Source organism: Bacteroidota bacterium (genome assembly GCA_035506275.1).
In the GTDB taxonomy this organism is placed as follows: domain Bacteria; phylum Bacteroidota; class Ignavibacteria; order UBA10030; family UBA8401; genus JAGVPT01.
In genome coordinates, this window is record DATJPT010000009.1 from 54,499 (window position 1) to 66,737 (window position 12,239).

At 52.9% G+C, this 12,239-nt stretch carries 13 protein-coding genes; 5 read left to right on the forward strand and 8 right to left on the reverse strand.

Annotated elements, in window-relative coordinates; genetic code table 11:
• Window positions 1–36: 36 nt before the first annotated feature.
• The 3 genes from groL (at window position 37) to VMF88_08055 (ending at window position 4,733) form a co-directional block, all read left to right on the forward strand.
• Window positions 37–1,671, forward strand: coding sequence for a chaperonin GroEL (gene groL, locus VMF88_08045; GenBank protein ID HTY11009.1), 1,635 nt, complete (start codon window positions 37–39; stop codon window positions 1,669–1,671).
• Window positions 1,672–1,806: 135 nt separating this feature from the next.
• Window positions 1,807–3,015, forward strand: coding sequence for a M24 family metallopeptidase (locus tag VMF88_08050; GenBank protein HTY11010.1), 1,209 nt, complete (start codon window positions 1,807–1,809; stop codon window positions 3,013–3,015).
• A complete protein-coding gene (locus tag VMF88_08055; GenBank protein HTY11011.1) occupies window positions 3,009–4,733 on the forward strand; it encodes a M28 family peptidase in 1,725 nt (574 codons plus the stop codon). The genes VMF88_08050 and VMF88_08055 overlap by 7 nt, the downstream gene beginning before the upstream one ends.
• A gap of 24 nt (window positions 4,734–4,757) precedes the next feature.
• Here the strand turns inward: VMF88_08055 and argH are convergent, their stop codons facing one another.
• From argH to VMF88_08090, 7 genes are all read right to left on the reverse strand, one after another.
• Window positions 4,758–6,152, reverse strand: a complete 1,395-nt coding sequence (argH, locus tag VMF88_08060) for an argininosuccinate lyase (GenBank protein HTY11012.1) — start codon at window positions 6,150–6,152, stop codon at window positions 4,758–4,760.
• Window positions 6,153–6,240: 88 nt separating this feature from the next.
• Entirely contained in the window at window positions 6,241–6,684 is a 444-nt protein-coding gene (rplI, locus tag VMF88_08065; protein ID HTY11013.1) for a 50S ribosomal protein L9, read from the reverse strand.
• A 30-nt stretch (window positions 6,685–6,714) separates the two neighbouring features.
• Window positions 6,715–6,999 (reverse strand): 30S ribosomal protein S18, encoded by a 285-nt coding sequence (gene rpsR, locus VMF88_08070; GenBank protein HTY11014.1) that lies wholly within the window; start codon window positions 6,997–6,999, stop codon window positions 6,715–6,717.
• 65 nt (window positions 7,000–7,064) lie between these two features.
• Window positions 7,065–7,448: a 30S ribosomal protein S6 gene (gene rpsF, locus VMF88_08075; protein ID HTY11015.1), complete on the reverse strand. Its 384-nt coding sequence runs from the start codon at window positions 7,446–7,448 to the stop codon at window positions 7,065–7,067.
• 107 nt (window positions 7,449–7,555) lie between these two features.
• Window positions 7,556–8,224, reverse strand: a complete 669-nt coding sequence (gene pth, locus VMF88_08080) for an aminoacyl-tRNA hydrolase (protein HTY11016.1) — start codon at window positions 8,222–8,224, stop codon at window positions 7,556–7,558.
• Window positions 8,225–8,259: 35 nt separating this feature from the next.
• On the reverse strand, window positions 8,260–9,009 hold the full coding sequence (locus VMF88_08085; GenBank protein HTY11017.1) for a 50S ribosomal protein L25: 750 nt from the start codon (window positions 9,007–9,009) through the stop codon (window positions 8,260–8,262).
• Between the two features lie 19 nt (window positions 9,010–9,028).
• Window positions 9,029–9,982: a ribose-phosphate pyrophosphokinase gene (locus VMF88_08090; protein HTY11018.1), complete on the reverse strand. Its 954-nt coding sequence runs from the start codon at window positions 9,980–9,982 to the stop codon at window positions 9,029–9,031.
• 262 nt (window positions 9,983–10,244) lie between these two features.
• Between VMF88_08090 and VMF88_08095 the strand changes: the two genes are divergently transcribed.
• Window positions 10,245–11,096: an alpha/beta fold hydrolase gene (locus VMF88_08095; GenBank protein ID HTY11019.1), complete on the forward strand. Its 852-nt coding sequence runs from the start codon at window positions 10,245–10,247 to the stop codon at window positions 11,094–11,096.
• Window positions 11,097–11,110: 14 nt separating this feature from the next.
• Window positions 11,111–11,701, forward strand: a complete 591-nt coding sequence (locus VMF88_08100; protein HTY11020.1) for a biotin transporter BioY — start codon at window positions 11,111–11,113, stop codon at window positions 11,699–11,701.
• A 104-nt stretch (window positions 11,702–11,805) separates the two neighbouring features.
• Here the strand turns inward: VMF88_08100 and VMF88_08105 are convergent, their stop codons facing one another.
• Window positions 11,806–12,234, reverse strand: a complete 429-nt coding sequence (locus VMF88_08105) for an arsenate reductase ArsC (protein ID HTY11021.1) — start codon at window positions 12,232–12,234, stop codon at window positions 11,806–11,808.
• Window positions 12,235–12,239: the final 5 nt, after the last annotated feature.

Below are 12,239 nucleotides of genomic sequence, written 5' to 3' on the forward strand. Positions count from 1 at the left end.
AATGAAAAACCAAAATTCAAAAGGAGTATTACGGTTATGGGAGCAAAGATAATTCAGTACGATTTTGACGCGCGCGCAGCTCTGAAGCGCGGCGTCGACCAGCTCGCTAATGCAGTGAAGGTGACGCTCGGACCGAAGGGACGCAATGTTGTCATCGACAAGAAATTCGGAGCACCGACCGTGACCAAAGACGGCGTGACAGTGGCCAAGGAGATCGAGCTCGAAGATCCAAATGAGAATATGGGCGCACAGATGGTGCGTGAAGTTGCCTCAAAGACCTCCGATGTCGCCGGCGACGGAACCACGACGGCCACCGTTCTCGCACAAGCGATCGTTCGCGAAGGGTTGAAGAATGTCACCGCCGGCGCCAATCCGATGGACCTCAAGCGGGGCATCGACCTTGCCGTTACAAGAGTGATCGAAGAGCTGAAGAAGATCAGCCGCCCGGTCGAAGGGAAGAAGGAAATCGCGCAGGTCGGTTCGATTTCGGCGAACAACGATTCGACGATCGGCAATCTCATCGCCGACGCGATGGAGAAAGTCGGCAAAGACGGCGTGATCACGGTTGAGGAGGCAAAAGGAACCGAGACCTTGATGGATGTCGTCGAGGGGATGCAGTTCGACCGCGGGTACCTTTCGCCGTACTTCGTCACCGATGCCGATACAATGGAATCGGTTCTCGAGGATCCGCTCATTCTGATCCACGACAAAAAGATCAGCTCGATGAAAGACCTTCTCCCGATTCTCGAGAAGGCGGCACAATCCGGCCGTTCGATGGTGATCATCGCAGAAGAAGTTGAGGGCGAAGCCCTTGCAACTCTCGTTGTGAACAAGATCCGCGGCACCCTGCGCGTCGTGGCCGTGAAAGCCCCCGGGTTTGGGGACCGCAGAAAAGCAATGCTCGAAGATATCGCTGTCCTGACAAACGGTACCGTGATCTCCGAGGAGAAAGGGTTCAAGCTCGAAAATGCCACGCTTTCGTACCTCGGCACAGCGAAGAAGGTCGTCGTCGATAAAGATAATACGACGATCGTCGAAGGCGCCGGCAAAAAGGACGAGATCAAAAAGCGCATCAACGAGATCAAAGGACAGATCGATAAGACGACCTCCGATTACGACAAGGAAAAACTTCAGGAGCGTCTTGCAAAGCTCTCCGGCGGCGTTGCCGTGTTGAAAATCGGCGCCTCGACCGAAGTGGAGATGAAAGAAAAAAAAGCGCGCGTGGAAGATGCGCTCCATGCGACACGGGCGGCCGTTGAAGAGGGCATCGTCCCCGGCGGCGGCGTCGCTTACCTTCGCGCAATCACCAAGCTTGATGAAGTAAAGACGACGAACGAGGACCAGAAGACCGGCGTCGAGATCATCAAGCGGGCGCTTGAAGAACCGATCCGCCAGATCGTCGCCAACGCAGGCCTCGAAGGCTCCGTCGTTGTCGATAAGGTGAAGAGTGAAAAAGGCAACTTCGGCTTCAATGCGTTCACCGAGAAGTACGAGAACCTCGTCGAATCGGGCGTGATCGATCCGACCAAGGTGACCCGCATCGCGATCGAAAACGCAGCGAGCGTTGCAGCGCTGCTGCTGACGACCGAGGCGACCATCGTCGAGAAACCCGAAGAGAAGAAGCCGATGCCGGCAATGCCTCCGGGCGGCGGCATGGGCGACATGTACTAGCCACCGTTGCCGTAGAAGGAAGAAGGGATCCCCGAACGCTCGTTTGCGTTCGGGGATTTTTATTTGTGCCGGAATTCTTTATATTGACGCACAAATGCTCCACCGATACTCTCCGACAGCGTAAAGGAGGACGCCATGTCAAAGGCCGACGAATTAACGAAAAGAATCTCATCGATTCAGGCTGCGCTGCACGCATACAAGCTTGAAGGATGGCTGCTCTATAATTTCCGACAGTCCAACGTATTCGCTTCGAAATTGTTGGAACTGCCGGCACATCTCACGCAAATGAGGCGATACTTCTATTTTATCCCGGCGCAAGGAACGCCGCACAAGCTTGTTCACGGCATTGAACAATACAACCTGGACCATCTCCCCGGCGGCAAAACCGTCTATGTCAGCTGGCAATCGCTCCAGGACGGGCTTAAGGCGACCCTTAAAGGGGTGAACTCAGTTGCGATGGAATATTCTCCGAATAATGCGATTCCGTACGTCTCGAAAGTTGACGGCGGTACAGTCGAATTAATCCGGTCATTCGGCGTCAATGTCGTCTCCTCGGCGGATATCGTTCAATTTTTCGAAGCACGGTGGACCGAGGAACAGCGGGCGGATCAATTTGAGACCTCGAAGGTTCTGAGGAAGACCGTCGATGTCGCTTTTGGGTTTATCGGCGAAAGGCTTCGGGCAGGACAGAGGGTGACGGAATACGATGTTCAGCAAACAATGGCAAATTATTTCAAGGAAAACGGGCTTGTGATCGACGATGCCCCGAATTGTTCCGTCAATGCGAACGCGGCAAATCCTCACTATGAACCGACGAAAGAAATTTTTTCAGAGATCAAGAAGGGGGATCGCATCCTGATCGATCTGTGGGCAAAGAAGAACAAAGCCGAGAGCGTCTATTCCGATATCACCTGGGTTGCGTTTGCCGGTGAGGAGATCCCGGCGAAGTATCAGAAGGTTTTTGAGGTCGTGAAAGGGGCGCGCGATACCGCGGTCGAGTATTTAAAGTCGGAATTCTCCAGCGGACGCAAAGTACGCGGCTGCGATGTGGACGATATTACCCGAAAGTACATCAGTGATAAAGGGTACGGCGAATTTTTTATCCACCGAACGGGGCATAATATCGGCACCGAAGTCCACGGAAACGGCGCCAACATCGATAATTTAGAGACCCATGACCAGCGCGAAATTATTCCGGAAACATGTTTTTCTATCGAACCCGGTATCTATCTTCCGGGCGAATTCGGCGTCCGGCTGGAGATCGACGTGTATGTCAGCAAGGAGAGAAAGATCGAAATTCCGGGAGGACCGATTCAACAAGAAATCGTGAAGATCAAGTGTTAGAGAAACTTCATCGAAATCGCCGGGGATACCGCACGGGGAAACGATACAATGCCGGCCGAAACGCCAAGATCGCGCTTTATACGCTTGCATGGTTGAACATATGTTCTTCCTCGCTTTATCCTCAAATGCCGGAAGACGAGGCACAAGCGTTCGCAGCCATCAATCCTCGCATTTTTCAAAGCCACCTGAAATTTCTCGCCGATGATTTGCTGGAAGGGCGCGCCCCTGCCACCCGCGCCGACGCAGTAGCGGAAAAATATCTGATGTCGCAGCTGCAGCTGCTCGGACTTCAGCCCGGAGGAGAAAACGGGACCTACCTTCAGCGGTTCCCGATCGTAGGGATCACGGCAGATTCGTCGATGGAACTGGTTGCCCGGTGCGGGACAAAGGAAGAACGGTTCAAATTTCGGGATGAATTCATCGGTTTTTCTGGGATACAGGAAGAACATGTCGATATCGCGAACGCCGAGGTCGTCTTTGTAGGATACGGCATCGATGCACCGGAACAAAAATGGGACGATTACAAAGGGGTCGATGTTTCGGGCAAAGTGCTGCTGATGATGAATGACGAACCCCCGAGCAACGACCCGAAGTTCTTCGGAGGCAAGGCTCGGACATACTACGGGCGATGGACGTACAAATACGAGATCGCCGCGCACAAGAAAGCGGCCGGGGCTATCATCATCCATACGGATCGGTCGGCCGGCTACCCCTTTCAGGTGGTCCAGACATCATGGAGCGGCGAGAATTTTTCGATCGAGGATCCCAAAGAAGAGCCGATGAAATTGGAATCGTGGCTCTCATGGAGCGCGAGCAAAACCCTGGTTGCGTTGTCGGGGAACAATCTGGATGAGTTGATGAGGAGGGCGAATTCAAGAAAGTTCACACCGGTTCCGCTCGGTACAGTAGTTTCGGTCCATCTTCATAACACGATCAGAAAGATCACCACGGCGAACGTCGCGGGATTGCTTCCTGGGAGCGATTCCAGCCTTTCAAAGGAAGCCGTCATCTACACCGCGCATTTCGACCATTTGGGAATTGTTCAGCCGGTCAACGGCGACTCGATCGACAACGGCGCGCTTGACAATGCGTCCGGCGTGAGCATGGTGCTGACGCTTGCGAACGGATTCACTCATCTTGCGATCAGGCCGAAGCGGTCGATCCTCTTTTTGCTTGTCGGCGGGGAAGAAGCAGGCACGCTCGGCTCGGAATATTACGCCGCCCACCCGACATTCCCCGCGGCAAAGATCGCCGCCGATATCAACATCGACGGCGTGAATATGTTCGGTGAGACTCGGGATATTTCGATGATCGGGAAGGGGCGGTCGACGATCGATGAATCGGTGAAGAAGGCGGCAACGCTGGCCGGTTTTGTCGTGAAACCCGACCAGTTTCCCGAACAAGGGGCCTTCTACCGTTCAGACCAATTCAGCTTTGCGCAGATCGGCGTGCCCGTAGCGTATTTCGACGGCGGAATTGATTTCATCGGCAAGCCTGCCGGCTGGGGAAAACAAATGGCCGAAGAGTACAATGACTACAACTACCACCAGCCCAGCGACGAGATTCGCAGCGATTGGACGTATGAGGGGACGATGCAGGAAGCCAAGTTCTATTTCCACCTTGCGTATCTTCTTGCCAACCAACGGTCCATGCCGCAATGGAACAGGGGGGATGAATTTGAGGGGGTGCGGCTGCGCTCGCTGAGCGAGGGGAAATAGCCGCGAAGCGCGATATGCCGCGCCTCAGGCCTTTTTGTTCTTCAGCACCCTTGTCCAGTGGACGATCTGTTTCTTTATTTCCTGAGGGGAAGTGCTGCCTGCCGATTTCTTGTGTTCGACGCTCTTGTGAGGCGTCAGCACCTCGAACACATCTTCGCCGAGCAAATCCGAAAAATGTCGTAACTCCGGCATCGTAAGGTGCGATAAGCTCTTTTTATGTTCGATGGCGTATGCGACAATTTTTCCCGTGATCGAATGCGCGTCCCTGAACGCCTCTCCTTTTTTGACGAGATAATCCGCAATTTCTGTCGCCGTCAAGAAATCATTCTTCAGTTCCTCTTCAAACCTGCTTTTCTCGAATTTTGTGTGAACGAGAATGTGGGAAAAGATGAAGAGGCATTGACGTGTTGTCGCGACCGCGTCGAGCATTGGTAGCTTGTCTTCCTGCATGTCGCGGTTGTAGGCGAGCGGTAGGCCTTTCATGATCGTGAGGATGTTGACCAGATCGCCGAACACTCTTCCTGCTTTTCCCCGCACAAGCTCCGCCATATCGGGGTTCTTTTTCTGCGGCATGATGCTGCTTCCGGTGGTATAGGCATCGTCGGTTTTCGCAAAATTGAACTCCTGCGAGCTCCAGAGGACGATCTCTTCGGCGAACCTGCTCAAATGTGTTAAAATAATGCTGCACGCGGAAATGAACTCGATAAGATAATCCCGATCGCTCACCGCATCCATACTGTTCTCAATGATGCCGTCGAACCCCAGTTTGCGGGCGACCATCGCCCTATCGATGGGAAACGATGTTCCCGCTAACGCTGCCGCTCCGAGGGGGAGCCTATTCACCCGTTTGTAGCAATCCGCCAAACGCCCGAAATCTCTTTCGAACATCCCGATGTAGGCGAGGAAATGGTGGGATAAATATACCGGCTGGGCACGCTGCAGGTGGGTGTAGCCGGGCATGATAGTATCGAAATATTTTTCAGCCTTATAGAGCAACACCCGCTGGAGCTGGAGGATGAGCTTCTGCAGTTCGCGGATCGCCCCCCGAAGATGGAGGCGCTCGTCGAGGGCAACCTGGTCGTTCCTGCTCCTTCCGGTATGGAGTTTTCCCCCGATAGGGCCGATCTTTTGGATCAGCCTCTGCTCGATCGCCATGTGGATGTCTTCTTTGTCCCACGAAAGGTCGAGTTTCCCTGAATCGATCTCCTTGCCGATGGCTCTCAGCGCGGTGCGGATGCGCCGGGCTTCTTCCGGCGAAATGATCTTTACCGCCGCGAGCATCTCAACATGCGCGATGCTCCCGGCAATGTCTTCCTGGTAGAGGTGCTTGTCGAGCTCGACGGATGACGAGAACCTCAGAGCAATTTCGGACAGTGGCTCTTTGAATCGTCCGCTCCATAACGGCTGTTGATGGGACATGACTATTTCCTCATTCAGTAACGATGTTAAAAAAAATACCTGACGGTCGTGATTGAGGCGTCAGGTATAAAGCAGGACTCGGGAAGGGTTATTCCCGGACAACCCACACTTTGGCTTTTGCGCTGACCTTCGTGTGTAGTTTCACAGGAACTTCAAAAATGCCCAGTGTTTTGATCGGCTCTTCCAGTTCGATGACCCGCTTGTCCACCGTGAAGCCCTTTTCTTTCAGCGCATCAGCGATCATCTGCGATGTCACCGAGCCGAAGAGTTTGTCGTCCTCTCCGACCTTCATCGGAATCGTCACCGAAAGCTTCTCAAGCTCTACGCCGAGCTTCTCCGCGTCCTTCAAAAGCTTTTGTTCCTGCCGCTCGTGCTGCTTCTTTTCTTCTTCAAGAGCGCGCAGGCTGCTTGTCGTTGCACGGTATGCGATGCTCCGGGGGATCAGGTAATTGCGCGCATAACCGTCCTTCACTGCGACGACTTCGCCGATTTTTCCGAGGCTTTCAAAATCCTTACGTAAAATGACTTTCATACTCTCTCCAGCATTCTTGTTGAGTGCAAATTATTTAATGGCGTCGGAGACGAAGGGGAGCAGTGCAAGATGCCGTGCCCGTTTGATCGCCTTGACCAACTGCCGCTGATGTTTTGCGCACGATCCGGTGATCCGTTTCGGAATTATTTTTCCCTGTTCGGTGACGAACCGGTAGAGCTTCTTTTCGTCTTTGTAGTCGATGTAGACCTCTTTCGAGTCGCAGAAGCGGCATGTTCGTTTTTTGCGGATCGCGTTCGATTCGCGCTTTTCCCGCCGGTCGTCGCCCCCCCGCCGATTTTGATTTTGATGGAACACGATGATTCTCCTTCTTAAATTCTTTGATAGTCGGACTTTTTGTGGACTGGTCTTCTCAGAACTAATTACACGACGACATCGCCGGCTCCGGCTGCCGCAGCAGCCTGGCTTTTCTGGAGCGCGGACGCTATTTCCTTTGCCTTGAGCGCTTTTTTGTCCAATTGGATCGTCAAATAACGAATGATCTGCTCATCCAGCTGGTAGTGCCGGTCGAGCTTTGCGATAAGATCGCCGGGGGCTTTGAATTCGAAGAAGGCATAAAAGCCGTTGTTCTTTTTATCGACCGTGTAGGCAAGGCGCTTCCTTCCCCATTTTTCGAGCGAGCGGACTTCGCCTCCGTTCTTCACGATCACATCCTTCACCTTTTCGATGACGGCATCGATCTGCGCATCGTCGAGCGTCGCGTTGACGATGAAGGTCGTCTCGTATAGCTTGTTCTCTTTTTCCAATGACGAATCTCCTATGGACTTGGATTGTTGGTCCCATCTCTTTTATGATGGAACAGGATGAATTAGAAATTAATTATGAAATTTAAAGAAGCAAAACATTTAAATGATTAAGGTTCGGTCTCTAGAAACGATCTATTGAAATTGTTCATCGCGAACTCGATCCCGTTGGCGACGAGCGCAAGGACGGCGTCGCGTGCGCGGTCGACCATCGCCGCAGCGAGCTTTGTCTCCTCTTTATCAAAGGGGGAGAGAACATACTCGGCCATCACCTCTTTTCTCTCCTGAGCCGGGCATGTCGCGCCCGCAATGCCGATCCGCAGACGCGGAATTTTCTCGCTCTGCACCTGGTAGATGACCGAGGCCAGACCGTTATGCCCGCCGTCGCTTCCTTCAGGGCGGATTCTCAGCGTACCAAGCGGCAGCTGAAAATCATCGAGAACGATCAGCAGGTCAGAAGGCGCAACGTGGAACTGCTCCATGATCTGTACCACCGCGATACCGCTGTCGTTCATGTACGTCATGGGCGTCGTCAAAAGGAGCGGACGGTTCTCAGCGCGCGCTTCAGAGAACAGGTAATCGCCGTTGCCGTCGAACATGCGTGACCGCAATGCCTGAGAAAGTGACGCGACGACGTTAAAGCCGACGTTGTGTCTCGTCGCGGCGTATTGCTTCCCCGGGTTTCCCAACCCGACGACGCAAATTCTCTTGCCCGAAGCCGAGTCTTCCTCGAAAAAGGTCTGCACAGAACGAAGGAGCGATGAAAAATAATTTCTCAAAGAACAAAATATTGCAACAACGATCGGAGGACGAATTATTTTTTCTTCTCTTCTTTTGCCGGCGCCGCGGGAGCAGCCTTCGCCGCAGGGGCAGCTTTTGCAGCCGGTGCGGCCTTTGCTCCGGCCGGAGCGGCTTCGGCTCCTTCTTCACCTTCCTCAGGCTTCTTGCCCTTGGCAATGACTTCCGGCTCGGCAATCGTTGCAGCCGCTGCTGCTTCTGCCGGCGTTTCCTCTTTCAGGATGGTCGGAGGAACGACGGCGACAATCGTGCTCGATTCGCTTTCGAGAATCTTCACGTTGTCGACTTTGATATCGCGGATATGGACGGACTGATTGATGCCCAGTTCCGCGATATTGACCTCAACATGATCGGGAATGAATTTAGGTAAGCAGGATACTTTGAGTCGGTGCATCACATGCTGAACGGTTCCGCCGTCTTTCACACCTTTCGGCGTGCCGATAAGCATCACAGGCACCTCGATGGTTAATTCTTCGTCTGCGCGAACTCCCTGCAGATCGAAGTGGATTGGTAAATCTGTTACGGGGTCGAACTGAACGTTGCGAAGCACGCAGGTCTTCGTCTGGCCGTCGCCGAGCTTCAGGCTGACGATATGCGCTTCAGAGGTATAGATCAGCGGTTTCAATCCAAGCGGTGTCGCCGCGATATGAATGTTCTTTTCACCGCGCGAATAATACTCGCCGGGAATTTTTCCTTCCTTCCGGACCGCTTTCCCGCGCTTCCCGGTTTGTGTACGGACTTCCGCTTGAAGAACTACTTCTGACATGTCTTACTCCTTTGAAAAACTAATCGTCCTGTGTTTTATCTTTATCAACGTCGAACAGTGAACTGATGGATTTGTTCTCGAAGGACCGCTTGATCGCTTCGGCAAAAATCCGCGCAACGGACATCACCTCGATTTTCGGTGATGACTGCTTCAGCTGAATGCTGTCCGTCACCAGCAGCGTTGAAAGCTCTGAATGATTGATGCGCTCCATCGCCTTTCCCGAGAGGATCGGGTGCGTGCAGGCGCCGTACACTTCCTTTGCTCCGGCCTCCTTCAGGGTCTTGACTGCGCTCGTAAACGTACCTGCGGTATCGATCAGGTCGTCGACGATGAGAACATTGCGGCCCTTCACTTCGCCGACGATGTTCATCACTTCGACCTCGTTGGGGGCCGGCCTTCGTTTATCGATGAGCACCAGGTCGGCGTCGAGACGCTTCGCATACGCGCGCGCCATCTTGATCCCGCCGACATCGGGAGAAACCACCGTTAAATCGGGGATCTTTTTCCTCCGGTAATAGTCGACGAACACGACCGACGAATACAAATGGTCGAAAGGGATATCGAAGAATCCCTGGATCTGCGGCGCATGCAGATCCATCGCGATGATCCTGTCGGCGCCCGCTTTCGTCAGCAGGTTTGCGACAAGCTTGGCTGTGATCGCGACGCGCGGCTGGTCCTTCCGATCCTGCCGTGCGTAGCCGAAATACGGAATCACCGCGATCACTTTTCGTGCGGAGGCCCGTTTCGCCGCGTCGATCGTGAGCAGAAGCTCCATCAAATTATCGGCCGGCGGGTTCGTCGGCTGAATCAGGAAGACATCCGCTCCGCGGACATTGTCAATGAACTTAACCCAGATCTCGCCGTCGCTGAAATTGCGAAAATCGATCCCGCCTAATTCCTCGCCAAGGTTTTTTGCAATCTCGGTGGCTAATTGCTGGTTTGCCCTGCCGGAAAAAATCTTTAATCGATACATGAGACGTTCATATGGTAGAACGAACAAGAGTATCGGCTCAGCCGATCGGTTGTTTTTCTCCGTTACGGCGGGGAGATCGCAACACCTTCAGAGACATTTCTTTTAAGCCTTTAAATATAGCAAAAATGGCGCAGACTGTCAATATTTGACCGGCTAAATTAATTGTGCCTCGATGGGCCGCGGGATCATTGATCGCAATGCGAGAACGAACCGGCTTTTCTTGACATTCATTCCATGGTTGGCTATTTTCCTGTATGATTTTATGAATACTCTGATCGAACGCGTGTTCCAGATTTCAACGCCTTCGGGAGCTGAATTGTATGGAGACATCAGGTGGATCAAGGAGAGTGCAGGCGGGCACGAGCCGGTCATTATTGTCTGCCACGGCTTCAAGGCGTTCAAGGATTGGGGGCCGTTTCCCGCGATAGGCCGGTACTTTGCCGAGTCCGGTTTTGTCTCTATCGTGTTCAATTTCTCACATAACGGTATCGGGAAAAACTTCCGGAAATTCTCCGAACGGGAGAAGTTCTCAGTGAACACGTTCAGTCTTGAGCTGGAAGATGTCGGCGCGGTTCTCGACGCGATTTCGGCAGACAAGATAGATTGTCAGGCTATCGATAAATCAAAGATCGGAATTGTCGGGCATTCCCGCGGCGGCGGAATCGCGATCATCAAGGCTCGGGAGGACAAAAGGATAAAAGCCGTAGCGGGATGGTCGACGGTCTCCTATTTTGACCGATATACCGACGCGCAGCGAAAGCGATGGAGGGAAAAAGGATACGTCGGGCTTCCGTCCATTAATCCGGATTCTCTCTTCAGGATCAAGACTGATCTTCTGGATGATCTGGAAAAGAACGCTGCCCGGTTGAATATTCGGAATGCGGTGTACGATTTGGGAAAGCCGCTTCTTCTTGTTCATGGGACCGCAGATATTCCGGTTCCGATCGAAGAGGCAAGACGTCTTTACGAAGGGGCGGATAAAACAATGACCGAATTGGTGGAATTGGACGGAGTTGGACATATGTACGGAGCGCGTCATCCCTATACAAAGCCGGCGTGGTCAATGGATCATGTTCTTGAATTGACTTCTGCCTGGTTTCATAAACATTTGTAACAGGAAAAGGAGTAATGATGGAAACAGCCGAACGATCGGTGCACAATGCTTTTGTTGAAACGCTGATACGGGAAAAGTCAAATATCTTTATTCAGGGAGCCTGGATTGTTTTCTTTGCGATGCTCACTTCTGTGGGGGCGCAGGTCGAAATACCGCATCAGCCGGTTCCATACACGCTGCAGACTTTTTTTGTTCTTCTCGGGGGGGCGTTTTTGGGAAGCCGCAACGGGTCGATAAGCCAATTGCTCTACCTTGGGATCGGCCTGGCGGGCGGACCGGTTTTTTCAGGAGGGAGTTTCGGTCTCGCAAGAGTCATCGGGCCGACCGGAGGGTATTTGCTCAGCTTTCCGCTTGCGGCGATTGTTGTTGGGTCCATTGTGCAGCGGCATAAAGGATATTTCTGGACTCTCGCCGGGATGTTTCTTGGGCTTGTGGTTGTCTTTGCATGCGGAGCACTATTTTTGAATTTTTTCTATCTCCATAATGCCGGCGCATCGATCGTGAACGGTTTCCTGATCTTTTCCTGGTGGGATATGTTGAAGCTGATGGCAGCGGCGGCTATCTACAACGAGTTCGCCCGACGATACAGAAAACTGCCATTCTAAGCAGCAGTATTTTTGAAGGATCAAAAGCGGCCTCTCAAATATTGAGAGGCTTCTTTGTTTCGCGGCGTCGCGCCGTATCGACTCGTGACGATTACCGATCGGCGTCACCGAGTCTTCGAGAATTCCGACCGGTAGAATTCATTAAACTTCGTTTTGATCTCATCCCTCACCCGTCGAAAAACCCTCAGCTTTTCTTCCTCGGTGCCGGATGCCTTGGCCGGGTCGTCAAATCCGAAGTGGAGCCGGTGATCGACCTTACCGGAAAAGACGGGACAGGAATCCCTTGCGTTATCGCAAACGGTGATCACGTAGTCAAAGGCATCGCGGACAAATTTCTGTACGTTCTTCGGCGTCTTTGCCGAGATATCAATCCCTGTCTCTTGCATGGCTTTAACGGCGAGGGGATGAACCCGAGCAGCAGGGCTTGTACCGGCGGAGACCACCGTAAGTCTGCTGTCCAATGACTGAAGAAAGCCCTCCGCCATTTGGCTCCGGCATGAATTGCCGCTGCAAAGAATTAGAATCTTTGCCATGACGT

Coding starts and splice junctions, on each gene's coding strand:
- groL (HTY11009.1), top strand. CDS start 37: ATGGGAGCAAAGATAATTCAGTACGATTTTGACGCGCGCGCAGCTCTG.
- VMF88_08050 (HTY11010.1), top strand. CDS start 1,807: ATGTCAAAGGCCGACGAATTAACGAAAAGAATCTCATCGATTCAGGCT.
- argH (HTY11012.1), bottom strand. CDS start 6,152: ATGTCCCATCAACAGCCGTTATGGAGCGGACGATTCAAAGAGCCACTG.
- rplI (HTY11013.1), bottom strand. CDS start 6,684: ATGAAAGTCATTTTACGTAAGGATTTTGAAAGCCTCGGAAAAATCGGC.
- VMF88_08085 (HTY11017.1), bottom strand. CDS start 9,009: ATGTCAGAAGTAGTTCTTCAAGCGGAAGTCCGTACACAAACCGGGAAG.
- VMF88_08090 (HTY11018.1), bottom strand. CDS start 9,982: ATGTATCGATTAAAGATTTTTTCCGGCAGGGCAAACCAGCAATTAGCC.
- VMF88_08095 (HTY11019.1), top strand. CDS start 10,245: ATGAATACTCTGATCGAACGCGTGTTCCAGATTTCAACGCCTTCGGGA.
- VMF88_08100 (HTY11020.1), top strand. CDS start 11,111: ATGATGGAAACAGCCGAACGATCGGTGCACAATGCTTTTGTTGAAACG.
- VMF88_08105 (HTY11021.1), bottom strand. CDS start 12,234: ATGGCAAAGATTCTAATTCTTTGCAGCGGCAATTCATGCCGGAGCCAA.